13 protein-coding genes are annotated in these 15,782 nt (G+C 62.3%); 5 read left to right on the top strand and 8 right to left on the bottom strand.

Annotated elements, in window-relative coordinates:
* Nucleotides 1–43 precede the first annotated feature (43 nt).
* Both ACYAF3_RS25615 and ACYAF3_RS25610 read left to right on the top strand, forming a co-directional pair.
* The gene (locus ACYAF3_RS25615; protein ID WP_003089157.1) at nucleotides 44–367 is read left to right on the top strand and encodes a DUF485 domain-containing protein; all 324 of its coding nucleotides are present in this window, start codon (nucleotides 44–46) and stop codon (nucleotides 365–367) included.
* Nucleotides 364–2,022, top strand: coding sequence for a cation acetate symporter (locus tag ACYAF3_RS25610; protein WP_003158805.1), 1,659 nt, complete (start codon nucleotides 364–366; stop codon nucleotides 2,020–2,022). Before ACYAF3_RS25615 ends, ACYAF3_RS25610 begins: the two co-directional genes overlap by 4 nt.
* Before the next feature lie 303 nt (nucleotides 2,023–2,325).
* Here ACYAF3_RS25610 and ACYAF3_RS25605 read toward each other — a convergent pair whose 3' ends face one another.
* From ACYAF3_RS25605 to ACYAF3_RS25570, 8 genes are all read right to left on the bottom strand, one after another.
* Entirely contained in the window at nucleotides 2,326–3,246 is a 921-nt protein-coding gene (locus tag ACYAF3_RS25605; RefSeq protein WP_003122778.1) for an NAD(P)-dependent oxidoreductase, read from the bottom strand.
* Nucleotides 3,247–3,334: 88 nt separating this feature from the next.
* Nucleotides 3,335–4,588 carry an aspartate aminotransferase family protein gene (locus tag ACYAF3_RS25600; protein WP_012614185.1) on the bottom strand — a complete coding sequence of 418 codons (1,254 nt, stop codon included), beginning with the start codon at nucleotides 4,586–4,588 and terminating at the stop codon, nucleotides 3,335–3,337.
* Between the two features lie 45 nt (nucleotides 4,589–4,633).
* A complete protein-coding gene (locus tag ACYAF3_RS25595) occupies nucleotides 4,634–6,058 on the bottom strand; it encodes a gamma-aminobutyraldehyde dehydrogenase (RefSeq protein ID WP_021205588.1) in 1,425 nt (474 codons plus the stop codon).
* A gap of 78 nt (nucleotides 6,059–6,136) precedes the next feature.
* Entirely contained in the window at nucleotides 6,137–7,468 is a 1,332-nt protein-coding gene (locus ACYAF3_RS25590; protein WP_034038954.1) for an APC family permease, read from the bottom strand.
* A 12-nt stretch (nucleotides 7,469–7,480) separates the two neighbouring features.
* Complete coding sequence (locus ACYAF3_RS25585; RefSeq protein WP_003158800.1) at nucleotides 7,481–8,638, bottom strand: iron-containing alcohol dehydrogenase; 1,158 nt, start codon at nucleotides 8,636–8,638, stop codon at nucleotides 7,481–7,483.
* Between the two features lie 230 nt (nucleotides 8,639–8,868).
* A complete protein-coding gene (locus tag ACYAF3_RS25580; protein WP_003144183.1) occupies nucleotides 8,869–9,744 on the bottom strand; it encodes an alpha/beta fold hydrolase in 876 nt (291 codons plus the stop codon).
* On the bottom strand, nucleotides 9,741–11,267 hold the full coding sequence (locus ACYAF3_RS25575; protein ID WP_010794177.1) for a flavin-containing monooxygenase: 1,527 nt from the start codon (nucleotides 11,265–11,267) through the stop codon (nucleotides 9,741–9,743). The genes ACYAF3_RS25580 and ACYAF3_RS25575 overlap by 4 nt, the downstream gene beginning before the upstream one ends.
* A 383-nt stretch (nucleotides 11,268–11,650) precedes the next feature.
* A complete protein-coding gene (locus ACYAF3_RS25570) occupies nucleotides 11,651–12,232 on the bottom strand; it encodes a TetR/AcrR family transcriptional regulator (RefSeq protein ID WP_034030517.1) in 582 nt (193 codons plus the stop codon).
* A gap of 448 nt (nucleotides 12,233–12,680) precedes the next feature.
* On the opposite strand from ACYAF3_RS25570, the gene ACYAF3_RS25565 reads away from it, so the two are divergent.
* The 3 genes from ACYAF3_RS25565 (at nucleotide 12,681) to ACYAF3_RS25555 (ending at nucleotide 15,755) form a co-directional block, all read left to right on the top strand.
* Nucleotides 12,681–13,568: a phytanoyl-CoA dioxygenase family protein gene (locus ACYAF3_RS25565; RefSeq protein ID WP_105579374.1), complete on the top strand. Its 888-nt coding sequence runs from the start codon at nucleotides 12,681–12,683 to the stop codon at nucleotides 13,566–13,568.
* A 61-nt stretch (nucleotides 13,569–13,629) separates the two neighbouring features.
* On the top strand, nucleotides 13,630–14,997 hold the full coding sequence (locus tag ACYAF3_RS25560) for an NAD(P)/FAD-dependent oxidoreductase (protein ID WP_003122771.1): 1,368 nt from the start codon (nucleotides 13,630–13,632) through the stop codon (nucleotides 14,995–14,997).
* A 110-nt stretch (nucleotides 14,998–15,107) separates the two neighbouring features.
* Nucleotides 15,108–15,755, top strand: a complete 648-nt coding sequence (locus ACYAF3_RS25555; protein ID WP_003122770.1) for a hypothetical protein — start codon at nucleotides 15,108–15,110, stop codon at nucleotides 15,753–15,755.
* Nucleotides 15,756–15,782: the final 27 nt, after the last annotated feature.

Here is a 15,782-nt window from a genome sequence, read left to right as displayed (position 1 = left end):
CCCGCATATTCCATAACAATAACTAGGTTGCCCGAGGTGTCCCATGTCCAGCCTGCTATACGCGCGTATCCGCGCCAGTGCCCGGTTCCAGCAACTGGTGGCGCGCCGAAACCGTTTCACCCTGAGCCTGCTCCTGCTGATCCTGGCCACGTTCCACGGCTACATCGCGCTGGTATCGTTCTGCCCCGAGCTGATTGCCAGGCGTCTGGCGCAGGGCTCGAACATGACCTTCGGCGTCGCGGCCGGCGTGTTCCTGTTCGTGTTCTTCTGTGCCTTGTCGGCGCTCTATGTGTACCGCGCCAACGGCGAATTCGATCGCCTGACCCAGGCTCTGGTCGCTGGGCTGGAAGAGGAGCAGGGCGCATGAAGAAGCTCCTTCCCCTGGCGTTGTCGCTGCACTCCGGCCTGCTGTTGGCCTCGCCCGCGTTGGACGCTGGCCAGCGCCAGCCGCTCAACCTGCATGCCATCGGCATGTTCATGGTGTTCGTGCTGTTCACCCTGTGCATCACCTGGTGGGCGGCGCGACGGACCCATTCGACGGCGGATTTCTATAGCGCCGGTGGCGGTATCCGGGGCTGGCAGAACGGCCTGGCGCTGGCGGGCGACTACATGTCCGCCTCCACGCTGCTGGGAATCACCGCGCTCATCTACAGCTCCGGGATGGATGGCTACATCTATCTCATCGCCTTCTTCGCGGGCTGGCCGGTACTGCTGCTATTGATGACCGAGCGGCTGCGCAACCTGGGCCGCTTCACCTTCGCCGACATCACCTCGTACCGTCTCGACCAGGGCAAGGTGCGCACCATGGCCGCCATCGGATCGCTGACCGTGGTGTGTTTCTACCTGGTGGCGCAGATGGTCGGGGCCGGGCAGTTGATCAGGCTGCTGTTCGGCCTGGACTACCAGATCGCCCTGGTGATCGTCGGTGCGCTGATGATGCTGTATGTGACTTTCGGCGGTATGGTGGCAACCACCTGGGTGCAGATCGTCAAGGCATTCCTGCTGCTGGTCGGCGGCTCGCTGGTGCTGTTCCTGGCGATGCGCGAATTCGACTTCAGCTATGACAGGCTGGTCAGCCAGGCGATGGATAGCCATGCCCTGGGCGAACGCCTGCTGGCCCCTGGTGGCTTGCTGGCCGACCCGTTGACCGCGCTATCGCTGAGCCTGGGGCTGGTGTTCGGCACCGCCGGGCTGCCGCACATCCTGATGCGTTTCTTCACCGTCGGCGATGCCCGGGAGGCGCGCAAGTCGGTGCTCTACGCCACCGGGTTCATCGGCTACTTCTTCAATGTCATTTTCCTGCTGGGCCTGGCGTCGATCGTGATCGTCAGCCAGCAGCCCCGGTTCTTCGAGGGCGGGGAAGCGGGAGGCAAGCTGCTGGGCGGGGGCAACATGGTGGTCATGCACCTGGCCCAGGCAGTGGGAGGCAACCTGCTGCTGGGCTTCCTCTCCGCCGTGACCTTCGCCACCATCCTGGCCGTGGTGTCAGGCCTGGCCCTGGCCGGGGCGTCCGCCATCGCCCATGACCTGTATGCGCGGGTGATCATGAAGGGCGCGGCCAGCGAGGCGCAGGAGCTGCGGGTAACCAAGCTGGCGACCCTGGGCCTTGGCTTGGTGGCGATAGCCCTGGGCATCGTGTTCGAGAACATCAACGTGGCCTTCATGGTCGCCCTGGCCTTTGGCATCGCCGCTTCGGCCAACTTCCCGGTGCTGTTCCTGTCGATGTTCTGGTCGGGGCTGACCACCCGTGGCGCGTTGGCCGGTGGCTACGTCGGGTTGTTCAGCGCCATGGGCTTCGTGGTTTTCTCCAGGCTGGTGTGGGTGGATGTGTTGCACTTCGCCGAGCCGCTGTTCCCCTATACCCAGCCTGCGCTGTTCTCCATGCCGTTGGCGTTCCTGGTGGCGTATGGCGTTTCCCGCCTGGACCGGACCAAGCGGGCCATGGCGGAAAGGGCAGCCTTCGCCGACCAGTACGTACGAGGCCAGACCGGCCTTGGCGCCAGCGGAGCCATAGACCACTGAGGCGCACACGGTCGCTGTCGAACGGGTGGCAGCGACCGCATGGCAGGCTTTGAGGCTGTCTGTCGCCCGAGGCCTGGCTAGTGCCCCCGGAAGATGTCTCCGATACCGACGGTGGGGTAGTGCTCCATGCGCTGAGCCGTCCCGCGGTTGACGACGGAAGGCTTCGAAAACAGTGCACTCAGGAAGATGACCAGTACAAGGACAGCCAGTAGAAAACCGAATCGGCGCATATGATTCTCCAGCGATTTTTTATAGTTGTTGTCTTCGGGCGCTATCCACGAGGACCTTAGAAGCGCAGCGCAGTCACTGTCCCGCCGCGCTTGCGGTGTCGCATTCGCGGGCGAACAGGCGGGTGACGGCTACGATGTCCTGGTCGCCATAGCCCATGGCTGCCGCGCGTTGCACGGCCTGGCACAGCGCGTCGAAGACCGGCGTCCAGGCCCCTTGTGCGTGCAGGGCTCCGGCGATATGGGCGAAGGCCTGGGCATGCACATCGAGCCTCGCCTGATCGCCTGCGAAATCCTGCGCTTCCAGCCGACGGACCGCTTCCTCGAGTGCATCGGCGACGAAAAAGCGCGACGTGTCGAGCATGAGCCGAGCGGTCTTCGAAGGCGGCAGGCCGAAGTGGACACCAGCCCCCACGGCCTCGAAGAAAGCCACCATCGCGGCAAACGCATGCGCGTGGAGCACGGTGGCGAAGGCCAATGCTTCGTCCCAGGGGAGGAACGTCGTATGACCGGCAAGCCCCTCAAGCAGCGCCCGATGCCGTTCGAAGGCCTCAGGATCACCGGTATGAATGCTGTGGCTTTCGCGACGACCAACGTTGCGCGGGTAGGCCACGATCATCCCTTTGACGTAATGGCCGCCCGCGCGGTTGACGAGACTCTGAAGCGCCAGGCCCTCGTCCCGGGCGTTGGTCGTGTAATCGACGATCGTACGGTTGGCCAGCGCCTGCATCACACCTGGCATCCCGAGCACCTCGTGGGTCGCCTGGTTGTCCAGGAGCACGAAGATCGTGGCCGGGCTTGCAGCCAGCGCGGCTTCGGCGCTCTCGCACAGGTGAGCGCCAGCGGCGACGAGCGCCGCGGCCTTGCCGGGCGAGCGGTTCCAGATCGCCACGCGCCTGCCTTGCCTGAGCAACGCTTGGGCCATGATGGTTCCCATGGCTCCGAGCCCGATCACGGACACTTCGAACTCGAAGCTTTCATCATTGTGTTCACGCACGCTCGAGGTCTCCTGATTATTGTTCTGGCTGATGTCCAACAGGTCTCCGGCCTGCGCTTCAACACAGGCCGAAGGGTGACCCTGGCAGCTATTCTCCCAGCGCTGCCGCGACCGATTCGCCGAAGGCCCTGAGGCCGCCTTCGAGTTGGTCGGTCGGAGTGTTCAGCGGTGGCATCAACTTGATGATTTCGCCATTCGGGCCGCAGCGGTCGACCAGCACGCCCGCTTGCAGCACGCGCTGCTGGGCGTCCTTGGCGACCTCGACGTTGCCGCGGCCGAAATCGATGCCGGCGATCATGCCGCGACAACGCGCGGACGCGACGCCTGGAATTTCCGCAAAGCCGGCAACTGCGCGCTCCATGGCCGCGCAGTTGTCGGCCAGCAATTTCAGGAACTGCTCATCGTGCCAATAGCTGAGCGCGATGCGGGCGGTCAGGAACGCCAACTGGTTGCCGCGGAAGGTGCCGATGTGATCGCCCGGTTGCCATACATCCAGCCCGGCACGAAGCAACACGATCGCCATCGGCAGGCCGAAGCCGCCGATCGATTTGGCGCAGGTGATCAGGTCCGGCACCACCCCGGAGCGCTCGAAGCCGAAGAAGTCGCCGGTGCGGCCGCAACCGGCCTGGATCTCGTCGCAGATAAGCAGCACGCCGTGGTCGGTGGTCCACTTGCGCAAGCGTTGCAGCCATTGGTTGGAAGCCGGGTAGACGCCGGCCTGGATCTGCACCGACTCGACGATCACCGCCGCCGGCAGCTCCGAGCCGCTGCCCTGGTCGTTGGCCAGGCGCTCGAGGAAGCCAATGCTGTCGAATTCGCCATAGGGGCTGTCTTCGTAGGGCACGAACACCACGTCGGTGGAAAGCCCGGGGCCACGGCGAGTGCGGTTGCCGGTGACGGCCAGGGCGCCGGCGGTCATGCCGTGGTAAGCCCCGTAGAACGATACGACCTTGGTACGCCCGGTCGCCTTGCGCGCCAGCTTCAACGCCGCCTCGACGGCGTCGGCACCGGTCGGGCCGGTGAACTGGACCTTGTAGTCCCAGCCGCGTGGCTTGAACAGGTCGCGCTCGATCGCTTCCAGGAACTGGCGCTTGGTGGTGGTGTGCAGGTCGAGGGCGTGGGTCACGCCGTTGGCCGACAGATACGCGATCAGCGCATCGCGCATGCGCGGGTCGTTGTGGCCATAGTTCAGGGCGCCGGCGCCGGCGAAGAAGTCCAGGTATTCGCGGCCATCTTCGCCGCGGATCCTGCTGCCTTGGGCGGTATCGAACACCAGGGGCAAGTCGCGGCAGTACATCCGCACGTTGGACTCGAGCCTTTCGAACGTCTCGATGTTGTTCATGCAAACCTCTTGAAAAATGATCTGGGTAGTCCGGGGTGTGGGCGGTCAGTGCTTGAACATCACGTGGCGCACCACGGTGTAGTCTTCCAGGCCGTACATCGACAGGTCCTTGCCGTAGCCGGACAGCTTGACCCCGCCGTGGGGCATTTCGCTGACCAGCATGAAGTGGGTGTTGACCCAGGTGCAGCCGTATTGCAGGCGGGCGGCCAGGCGATGAGCGCGCCCCACATCGGCGGTCCATACCGAAGACGCCAGGCCGTAGTCGGAGTCGTTCGCCCAAGCCAGCGCCTGGGCTTCATCCTCGAACGACGAGACGGTCACCACCGGGCCGAAGATCTCGCGGCGCACCACCTCATCCTCCTGCGTAGCGCCGGCCAGGACCGTTGGCTCGAAGAAGAAGCCGGCACCCTCGGCGCGCTTGCCGCCGGTGACCACTTCGATGTGCGGCAACTCCCTGGCCCGGTTCACGAACCCCTCGACACGCTCCAGATGCTCCTTGGTGATCAGCGGTCCCATCTCGGTCGCCGGATCGTCCGGCAGCCCGCACCGGATGTTGGATACGGCCTCGCCGAGCTTGCGAACGAACTCCTGGTAGACCCCTTTCTGCACATAGAGGCGGCACGCGGCGGTACAGTCCTGGCCGGCGTTGTAGAAGCCGAAGGCGCGGATGCCTTCGACGGCGGCATCGATGTCGGCATCGTCGAAGATCAGTACAGGAGCCTTGCCCCCCAACTCCATGTGCATGCGTTTCACGCTCTCGGCCGTACCTTCGATGATCCGGCTGCCGGTGCGCACGGAGCCGGTCAGCGACACCATGCGCACCTGGGCATGGCTGGTCAGCGGCTCACCCACCGAGGCACCTCGACCGTGGACGATGTTGACCACGCCGGCGGGGAAGATCTCGGCAAGCAGCTCGCCCAGTTTCAAGGTACTCAGCGGCGTGTGCTCCGACGGTTTCAGCACCACGGTGTTTCCGCCGGCCAATGCCGGGCCGAGTTTCCACGCTGCCATCAACAACGGATAGTTCCACGGCGCGATGGAGGCGACCACGCCCACCGCGTCGCGGCGGATCATCGAGGTATGCCCCGCGACGTACTCTCCCGCCGCCGAGCCCTGCAGGCAGCGCACGGCGCCGGCGAAGAAACGGAACACGTCCGATACGGCGGGCAGTTCGTCCAGCAGCACGGCGTTGAAAGGCTTGCCGCAGTTGTCCGCCTCCAGGCGAGCGAACACGTGCGCCTGGGCATCGATGCGCTCGGCAAGCTTGAGCAGCAGGGCCGCGCGATCCTTGGGCGGCGTTTGCGACCAGGCGTCGAAGGCCGCATCCGCGCTCTGCACCGCGGCATGGACCTGGGCGCCGCTGGCCTCGGTAATTCGCACCAGGACGTTGCCTTGGGACGGGTTGTACACCGCGTGGCTCTCGCCTTCGCCGGCCACCAGGGCACCATTGATCAGAAGTTTGGTTTGCATATCGATTCTCGCCATTGAAGGGCAGGCTCGAAGCCGGCCTTGTGGTTGTTGTCAGAGCGTTCGATAGAAGGGTGGTCACTACGCCAGCGCGTCGGGCACCGGGTTGCGGAAGAAGCTGGTCCGGCAAGCGAGATAGACCGCCCCCAGGCCCAGCCAGCTACAGCCCATGATCAGCGCGTCTTTATCCAGGCTGACCAGCATCCACCCGGCCGTGACCAGGCCAACGAGCGGGCAGAACACCCCGCGCAACAAGCCCGCCCCGTCTCCGAGGCGGGTATCGAAGGAGAGCCGCAACGCGCAAAGGTTGACTGCGCTGAAGGCGAGAAACGCGCCGAAATTGACCAGGGACGTCGCGGTGGCGATCGTCAGGGCAAAACCCGCGCAGCCGAAAATGCCGCAGAGCAGAATGTTGAAGGCCGGGGTCTTGTAGCGAGGATGCAGGACACCGAACAGCTTGCGCGGCAGTTGGTTGTCCCGCCCCAGGGCGTACAGCAGCCGGCCCACGCTGGCCTGGAACGACATGCCTGCGGCGAAGTGGGCGATGATGATCCCCGCCAGGACCACGGCGAAGAACAGGTCGCCGCCGATCATGCGGGCGATCTCGAAGGCGGCGCCGTCCACATGCTCGAAGGCGGGGGAGGGGTGCGCCAGGTACATGAAGTACGACGAGCCGACGTAGACCGAACCGCCGATCAATGCGACCAGCAGGATCGCGCGCGGCAGTGTCCGGCCCGGGTCGCGGGTCTCCTCGCTGAGCGTGGACAGCGCGTCGAAGCCCAGGAACGAGTACGCGGCAATGGCGGCGCCGGCCATGCTGGTGGCGAAAGACACGTCCGGGTTGAAGAACGGCTTGGCCGACAGCAGCCCGCCAGGGCCGTTGGCCGCGACGATGTAGTGCACGCACAGGCTGATGAACACGACGATGATGGCCAGTTGCGCGACCATCAACAGCACGTTGAAGCGGTTGGCGACCTGGATGCCCAGGATATTAAGCAGCGAGGTGGAGACGATGAAGCCGATGATCCACACCCATTGCGGCACCTCTGGAAAGGCCATGTTGAGGTAGCTGGCGCCGAGCAGCCAGATCAGCATCGGGATGAAGAAGTAATCGAGCAGGGCGGCCCAGCCCACCATGAAGCCGAGGTTCGCGCTCAGCATCTTGCGGGTATAGGTGTAGGCCGAACCGGCGACCGGGAACACCCTGACCAGCCGGCCATAGCTCAAGGCCGTGAACACCACGCCGATTGCCGCGATCAGGTAGGCCATCGCAGTGGTGTTGCCGCTGGCCTGCGTGATCACGCCATAGGTGCCGAACACGATCAACGGAGCGAGGAACGCCAGACCGAACAGCAGAACGGAAAACGGACCCAGCGTGCGCTTCAATGAAGCGCCGGCGATTGATTCGCTCATGACGGGCCTCCTTCACGCTACGTAGTGGTAAGCGGCGGCGACGATTTCACGGTAGGTTTCCACCGTCATTTGCTTGGCATTGCTGCCGTCGGAGAAATTCTTCTTCGACTTTTCGGCGATGCTCAGGAAGTCTTCCTCGCGCACGCCTTTCACCTCGGCGAAGCGGGGGATGCCCAGGTCCTTGCTCATCTGGAACAGGTAGCCAACGGCGGCCTCGGCGGCCTCGGCCGGCGAGAGGTTGGGGTCGATACCCAATGCGTAGGCGACCTGCGCGTGGCGGGTGATGTCGGCGTCGCGGTTATGGCCGAACACGAAGGGCAGGAAGATCGCGTTGCCCACGCCGTGTGGCGTGTCGTACATGCCACCGATGGCTTCGGAAATGCAGTGCACGCTGCCGACGTCCGCGTTACCGAAGGCCATGCCGGCGATCAGGCTGGCCACCAGCATTTGCTCGCGTGCATGCAGGTTGCCCGGCTCCAGTACGGCGGGCCTGAGGTATTGGCTGATCAGGCGGATGGCATGCAGCGCCAGCCCGTCGCTGATCGGATTCGACACACGGCAGGTGTAGGCTTCGATGGCGTGGGTGAGGGCATCCATGCCGGTTGCGGCGGCAATCGATGCAGGCAGCGTGTCGAGAATGCGGGAGTCGAGCAATGCCAGAACGGGGCCCACCCGGTAATCCTGGACGCTCATCTTGAAATGCCGGGCGGTATCGGTGATCACCGAGAAACAGGTCACTTCGCTGCCGGTTCCGGCGGTGGTCGGGATGGCGACGATAGGCGGGATGGCGTGCCTGAGGGTGAAAGAGCCCTCGTAGTCTTCGATCCGGCCCTCGTGGGTCAGCAGCAGGCTGATCGCCTTGGCCGCGTCCATCGCGCTGCCGCCGCCGATGGCCAGCAGGCCTTGGATACCTTTGCCGCGATACAGCTGCGCCGCCTGGTTGATGTCTTCGCTGCGAGGGTTTGCCTTGACGTCCGATATCTCGTCGAACGCGATCTCCCACTCATTCAGGCTGGCATACACGCCATTCAACAGGCCTGCGGCCTTTACCCCGGCGTCCGTCACGATCAGCACATGCGCCATGCCGAGTTCCCGCAGGTATTCGCCGGTGCGCTCACGCAGGTCGGGTCCCATCACGACTTTGGCGGGGAGTAAGAACTTGAATTCCATACGTACCTCTTGCTCGATTTTTGTCGTTGTTGAACGGCAGTGGAGGAATTCACGCGCAGGGCGAACCAACGGCTCCGGCGTGTGATGCATGGCTCTGCGGTCGAGAATCAACCGGGAACCTTTTTGTCTTATGTGGGCCTGGATAAGCACGAACTTCGAAAAGCCCCATGCAAGTCCCGAGGTGTAAAAAGAGGGGCGGCACCCACCCGCCCCTGAAGGGATGCTCCGTACTAATGCATTTGGCCTGCGAGCAGGGAAAGCAGCGTTCCTGTCAGGCAGGCGGGGAAGTCATGCCCCATTCCCGGCAACAGCACCAAGCGCGCCCTGGGAATGGCCGCCGCCGTGGCGAAGCCTCCGCTGGTGGCGACCATGAGGTCTTTCTCAGCATGGATGACCAGCGTGTTGCAGCGAATTCGCTGGAGTTCCTGCGTTCGGTCGCCCGAGTTGATGATGGCGCCGATCTGCCTCGCCATCCCGAGGTTGCTCGCTTCCCCGCCGCCTCGCTCCCAGGCTTGCATGGCGTAGTCGCGATGGGCCTGCTCGTCCCATTCCAGCGTCGTACCGACGGAACGCATGATCTCCACATAGTCGCGAACGCTCTCCCGCTGGTTCCGGGGAGGACGCCGGAGAAGCTGCAAGATGGTCTTGAACGCTGGCTGGCCTACTCGCAGCGATCCTGTCGTCGAGAAGATGGACGCCAGGCTCATGACTCGCTGCGGATAACGAGCGGCAAGTGTCTGGGCGATCATGCCGCCCATCGACATCCCTACGACGTGCGCCGCACCCAGGCGCAGGCCATCCATGAGGCCGATCACATCGTCGGCCATGTCGCCCAGGTCATACCCCGCAGTCGGTTTGCGGAAGAACTGTTGCAGGGTCGTGGGCGGGGTGACCTCGGTGAAGAAAGACCTGCCCGAGTCACGGTTGTCCAGCGTGATCACGCGCAGGCCCCGCTCGACCAGGCCGGCGATGAGCGCTTCAGGCCAGTAGATCAATTGCAGCCCCAGGCCGACGATGAGGATGACCGCAGGCGCGGTTTCCGGACCGTGGCTGCGATAGCAGAGGCTACGCTTGCCCGGTAGCTCGCAGAAGCGATCCGCAGTCATCGCCCGCCGCCCTGAGTCTGAAGCGCCACGCTTCTGTGCAGGTAGGCGTCAGGCACCGTGCTGAACCGGAGGCATTCGTCGGCGACCTTCCCTCGGCGCAAAAGCTTGATGTCACGGAAGTAATCCATCGACATCACCCAGGGCTCGCGAGGCCCCTGGCGCGGCATGCCATCCAATGCCCGCTGGACATATCCGGCCCCGAAATCCAGCAGGGGACGGGTTTCGACACCATCCGGCGCCTTCGGCTCGCAGACGTTATGGCCCTGGCTGTCCATGAAGCCCAGCAAGCGACAGAAGTGGTCGCACAGCAGGCATACTTTCAGCGTCCAGGATGAGTTGGTATAGCCCACCGCAAAGGCAAAATTGGGTACGCCGGAAAGCATCGTGCCCTTGTACGCCAGCGTCTGGCTCAACACTACCGGCTCGCCATCCTTGTGCAGGGCGATACCGCCGAACAACTGCACGTTCAGACCGGTGGCCGTGATGATGATATCGGCCTTCAGTTCCGTGCCGGACTTGAGCAAGACACCGGACTCGGTAAAGCGCTCGATATGGTCGGTAACGACCGAGGCTTTACCTGCACTGATGGCCTTGAAAAGATCGCCTTCGGGAACCGAGCACAAGCGTTGGTCCCAGGGCTTGTAGGGCGGGTTGAAATGAACGTCGACCGGATAGCCCTTCGGTAATTCTCTACGGGTCAGCCATATGAGCAGCTTGCGGGCGAGCCCGGGGAAGCGCTGGCAGAATCGCCAGAAGACCAGGGTGATCTTGGCATTCTTGTAGCGCGTCAGTGAGTAGGCGGTTTGCGCCGGCAGAATCTTGCGAAGAAAAGCGGCAACGGAATCGTTGGCGGGCTGGTTGACGATATAGGAGGGCGTCCGCTGCAACATGGTGATGCTGGCGACCTCGTCGGCCATGGCGGGAATCAGGGTCACCGCCGTTGCGCCGCTGCCGATGACCACCACATGCTTGCCCCGATAGTCCAAGCGCTCGGGCCAGTGTTGCGGGTGGATGATTTGCCCCTTGAACTGCTCCGCGCCCTCGAAGCGTGGGCTGAAGCCTTGGTCATAACGGTAGTAGCCGCCTGCGCTGAACAGCCAGCGGCATTCGATGGTGCGGGTTTCTGCCGTGTGGCCGTCCTCGACGCATACCGCCCACAGCCCTTTGTCGCTCTGCCAATTCGCCGAGACCACTTTCTGCCGGTACTGGATGAAGGGGTCCAACTGGTATTCAGCGACGGCTTCTCGCAGGTATTCGAGAATGTCGGCGGCATCCGCCAGAGATTTCGCCTTGGTCCAAGGCTTGAAGTCGAAGCCGAAGGTGTACAGGTCCGAGTCGGAGCGTATGCCGGGATAGCGGAACAGGTCCCAGGTGCCGCCCATTCGCTCCCGGGACTCGAGAATCGCAAACACCTTGTGCGGCTGGTGACGTCGAAGGTAAGCCGCAGCGCCGATGCCAGACACACCGGCTCCTATGATCAGAACATCGAGCGGCTCAATTGGAAGAGCAGTGTGAGAGGACATGTCGCCTCCTATTGTTGTGTTATAGAGACTTGATCTTTTGACTTGATCGTTTGACCAGAATAGGCGCGAGCGAGTTGCTGGTACAAGGTGCGAAATGCACCAGGTTTCCATCGGTTTGGGTTTATTTGCACCTAGGTGCCGCAGCCAGTTCCCTCCAGGCCATGGCGGAAGGCCTGTTGCATGGACGAGAAGCGCACAGTCAACTTGCAGGACTATGAGGGGGAAGGACCGGCGAGATAGCCGCCCAGGATTCCGCTGGAAGCGGAGGCGGGGAGAGGAGAACTAGAAGAGGCGCCGCACCTGAACTGGCAAGAGGCCCGAAGAGCAGGGGCACGGCGAACCGTGTCACCATGCCCCTCTCTAGAGATGCGCCTTCGAAAAGATCAGAAGCTGGCCACCAACAGCTTCACAGCCTGGCAGGCGGCTTCGGTCTCGGCATTCAGCCGCTCCTGGTCACCATGGGCGGACCAGGCGAGAAGCAAGCCATCGAACAGGTTGATGAGCAAGCGACTGACAGTGCCCAGCGCTTCCTGGTCCAGCACCGAGCCAGCGACCTGTTCGATGGCCTGCTTCGTCGCTTCGACGGAATCGGTGTAGATCTTGCTCGCCATAGCGGGGTTGTTACGCAGATTCCAGAAAAACAGCTCGAACTGCGTAGTCGCCAGTTCCGGATGCGTGGTGAACCACCCGACCAACTGGCGCAATATCTCTGCTACCGAGTCTGCCGCCGTGGCTCCCGCCGTAACATGCAGCAAGGACTGCTGTGGCTTGTCTATCAGGGACTCATAGACCGCGTCGAACAATTCGTCCTTGGTGTGGAAGACATAGTGCAGGGAGGCCAATGGAGAATTCGCCGCGGCCGCGATGCGACGGGTAGTGGCATTCGCCACACCATATTCCGCGATCACCTTCACGGCGGCCTCAATAAAGTCTTGCCTGCGCACTTCGGCGCCCACTCGAGCCATTCAGCTTCTCCTTCTTCGGTGTTGCCGCCAGGCGACTGGTCCGCTGTCGACCGGGACGAATGCTAACGCATGGCCGTCCCCCAATCCATGAGTCGACACGCTTGAGGACCGAGGCAGCGACCCTTTGTCTCTCCAGATGTTTCGCTCCGACCGCCGGCGATGCGTAGCCGAAGCGAAACAGGATCGAGCCTGGGCAATCCGCTATCGCCAGCGCGAACCCGCGTAGAGCCGGATCTTGATTCGGCAGGCCTTTCCTGAGCGCCGAGATGCCACGCAGAATTATTAATCGTTTGACTTGATCACATGATCATGTCGTATGATCAAACCTCCTTTCCGCGCCAGGCGCAAGGAGAGGGCGGTCTGACCGCATGAGAGTGAACGCTCATGGGCTGAGGTTGATTGCGGAAGCCCTGCAGAACAATGACAACACCACACAGGTAGGCATCAGATGAGTACGCGAAGATTGACGACAGTCAGCTGCGACACCCCGATCGAGCAGGTAGTGGAAATCATCAGGCGTGATGGCGCTGTCGCTATTTGCAACTTCGTCTCGGAAGAAACCTTGAAGTCTCTTACCGAGGACCTGGACAGCTATCTGGGCGTTACCCCCTGCGGCATGGACCCTTACTTCGCCGGCACCCAGACTCGACGTACCGCGCGGATCCTGGCGAAAAGCGACTCCGCCGTGGAAGTGGCACTGAACCCCCTGTTCCTCGAGACGGCAAAGCAGGTATTGCAGACTCCCACCCATGTCTGGGTAGGGAACGATCGTGTCGAGATCACGCCCGATATCCAACTGAGCATGACCCAGGCCATACAGATCGGGCCTGGACAAGGTCTTCAACCCCTGCATCGCGACGATGCCACTTCGCTCTGGCGGCATCCGCAGTATGGTCGCGAGGCTCGCTTGCAGCTCATGCTGGCGATTACCGACTTCACCGAAGAGAACGGCGCGACGCGGGTCATTCCTGGCAGTCATCACTGGGATGACGAACGGATGCCCACCCAGGAAGAAACCATCGGCGCAGAAATGAAGGCAGGCACTGCGCTTCTCTGGCTGGGATCGGTATATCACGGCGGTGGCGCCAACAGATCCGACGCTCCTCGCACAGGCCTGACCATGGCCTACGACCTGGCCTTCCTGCGCCTGGAAGAAAACCACTTCCTTTCCATACCCGTCGAGCGCGTTCGGCAACTCCCCGCGCAAATGCAGCGTCTGCTGGGGTGGAGTGCCAGTTCCACGCTACTGGGATGGGTGGAGATCGATGGTCAGATGCGTGACCCGCAAGAGCTGCTGGGCATGCCCTCCTTTTCCGAGGCAGGGAAGGGGTTCTAGCGGCACTGCCATGGATCGGCCCATGAGAGGAACAATGTCCGGCAACCCGGGAGTGATGTGAATGAATGCCTTCAACGGAGCGGCACGCAACAATGCCGAACCCATGAGATTCCGCAGCCTTGGCGGATGGGTGGAGCAGCCAGACGACCTGCAGCCGGCGCTGAAAGGCCACGAGCACGCAGACGTAGTCGTGGTCGGCGCCGGGTTCGCCGGCCTGTCAACGGCGCTGGAACTAAGGGCGCGTGGAGCGAACGTCATCGTTCTGGAACAGCAGTTCGCAGGCTTCGGGGCCAGCGGGCGCAATGCCGGCTATCTGCTCGGCAGCATGGGCATAGAATGCGAGGTTTTCGTCAAGCGAGTGGGGCTTGAGCAGGCACGTAAGTTCGTCGGTTTCTATGACGAGGCCGTCACCTATGTGGAAGAGCGTTTGGCTGCGCTGGACATCGATTGCGATTACACGCCCTCGGGAATCATCCGGGCCGCCGTCCATCCCAGCCAGGAAAAGCGACTGCGAGCGAACATGGAGCTTGGCCACGCGCTGGGCTCTGTCACGCGCTTCGTGGATAGCGCCGAGATGCGCGCGCGAGGCATACCGCCCGCATTCCTGTTTGGCAGCGAGCAGCGTGGCGGCACCTTGAATCCGGGAAAGTACGTCAACGGCCTGCGTCGTGCGGCAATCAAGGCTGGCGTGAAATTGTACGAACGCACGCCGGTGCTTTCCTACTGTGAAGGGCAGGTGATTACCTGCAATACGGCCCAGGGTATCGCCACCGCCCCTGTAATGGTTCTGGCGACCAACGCCTACACGCCTCAGCTGGGAGTGCTCCGCAACAAGGTTGCACCGATCCGGGTTTCGGCAATCGAAACCCAGCCGCTATCGGCGGAGCAACTGGCGTCCCTGGGTTGGCAAGAGCGTGAAGGCCTCATTACGCCGCACTACACCATGGAAAGTCATCGCCTGACGGCCCATGACACCCTGCTGCTGACCGTGAAGCAATTGGGTTATGCCTACGGCTCGAAGACACCCAATGTTCCGGACCACGCCGCCTACGCCGCGTTGTCGAGAGTGTTGCGCGAGCGTTTTCCTTCCTTGCAGGGCCTTGCCATTCGGCATTGCTGGAGCGGGTATATCAGCGGGGCCTACGACTTCCTCCCCGTGGTCGGGGTGACAGGGGCCAGGCAGAACATCTTCTATACGGCGGGATGTTCAGGGCATGGCCTTGCCACTCAATCGCTCATGGGCGCGCTTTTCGCCGAGCGAATCGGCGGTGGAGAGCCTCCGCTGCTAGCGGCGCTGGAACACAAGACGCCATCCATGCTACCCGAGCCACTTCAATGGTGCGCCATAAAGACGGCCTTTGCGGCCGCCAGGCTACTGGATGCATGGACCGACAAGAAAGTGCGCAAAGACAAAGCCTTGAACGGCTGATAACGATGCGGGGAGTTAATGGGGTTATGCCCGTACTCCCTTGCACCGATTAGACACAAGGCATCGATACAACTCTATCTGAAGGGGCAGTTAACGTGGAACCGAGAGACTTGTTCGCTCTGCTCTCATGTATTCTCCTGGTGATTTCCGGATTGTTTTATGGCGCTGCATTCATCAGGCGGAAAAACTATTTGCTTGGCCTGGAGTTCTTGATCGTAGGTATCTCGGCATCGAACTTCACTACATTCATAGCCACCGGCTGGCAAGCCAACTACAACATCGCGATCTTTCTCGACGCCTTTTCGCGAGGGGTGGGAGTGCCAGTTATCGCTACGCTCGGGCTAATGGCAGTTACCCACGATTACAAACCGTCGCCCGCCAAGGACATCCTCATTTTTGTAGCTGGCTTTGCCGCTACCGGCGTCTATTTCCTGTCTGGAATCATCGAGGGATTCCTCCCTTATTTCTATGTATTCATGTGGTCAGCCTATACCTTGTATCTTTGCTACTTCACCTTGCAACTGGCCCGTGCAGGCGAAGCCCTCCATACTCTGGCCACCATCGCTGGCGGGCTGGCGGGCCTGGTAGTAGCACTCAGATATGACTTCTTCCCGATTCCGGGAGACGACACGAAGATGGTCTTCATGACCATGGCCTTCCTGGCTTGGTCCTATTCCATGGTGCAGTTGTACTATGCCTATGGTGCGCTGGAGCGTTCGAACAAGGTATACGGCCAAGCGTTTCCTCGTCCACGATAAACAATACGGCGCGACAAGTTTTTCTTT

This window comes from Pseudomonas sp. TZ252, assembly GCF_056110345.1.
The sequence above is the reverse complement of the archived record's forward strand: the minus strand, read 5'-3'. Positions and strand labels throughout refer to the sequence as shown.

Excerpts from the sequence above, each read along its gene's own strand:
- ACYAF3_RS25590 (WP_034038954.1), bottom strand. The coding sequence starts at position 7,468 with ATGAGCGAATCAATCGCCGGCGCTTCATTGAAGCGCACGCTGGGTCCG.
- ACYAF3_RS25570 (WP_034030517.1), bottom strand. The coding sequence starts at position 12,232 with ATGGCTCGAGTGGGCGCCGAAGTGCGCAGGCAAGACTTTATTGAGGCC.
- ACYAF3_RS25575 (WP_010794177.1), bottom strand. The coding sequence starts at position 11,267 with ATGTCCTCTCACACTGCTCTTCCAATTGAGCCGCTCGATGTTCTGATC.
- ACYAF3_RS25615 (WP_003089157.1), top strand. The coding sequence starts at position 44 with ATGTCCAGCCTGCTATACGCGCGTATCCGCGCCAGTGCCCGGTTCCAG.
- ACYAF3_RS25580 (WP_003144183.1), bottom strand. The coding sequence starts at position 9,744 with ATGACTGCGGATCGCTTCTGCGAGCTACCGGGCAAGCGTAGCCTCTGC.
- ACYAF3_RS25595 (WP_021205588.1), bottom strand. The coding sequence starts at position 6,058 with ATGCAAACCAAACTTCTGATCAATGGTGCCCTGGTGGCCGGCGAAGGC.
- ACYAF3_RS25600 (WP_012614185.1), bottom strand. The coding sequence starts at position 4,588 with ATGAACAACATCGAGACGTTCGAAAGGCTCGAGTCCAACGTGCGGATG.
- ACYAF3_RS25585 (WP_003158800.1), bottom strand. The coding sequence starts at position 8,638 with ATGGAATTCAAGTTCTTACTCCCCGCCAAAGTCGTGATGGGACCCGAC.
- ACYAF3_RS25565 (WP_105579374.1), top strand. The coding sequence starts at position 12,681 with ATGAGTACGCGAAGATTGACGACAGTCAGCTGCGACACCCCGATCGAG.
- ACYAF3_RS25560 (WP_003122771.1), top strand. The coding sequence starts at position 13,630 with ATGAATGCCTTCAACGGAGCGGCACGCAACAATGCCGAACCCATGAGA.
- ACYAF3_RS25610 (WP_003158805.1), top strand. The coding sequence starts at position 364 with ATGAAGAAGCTCCTTCCCCTGGCGTTGTCGCTGCACTCCGGCCTGCTG.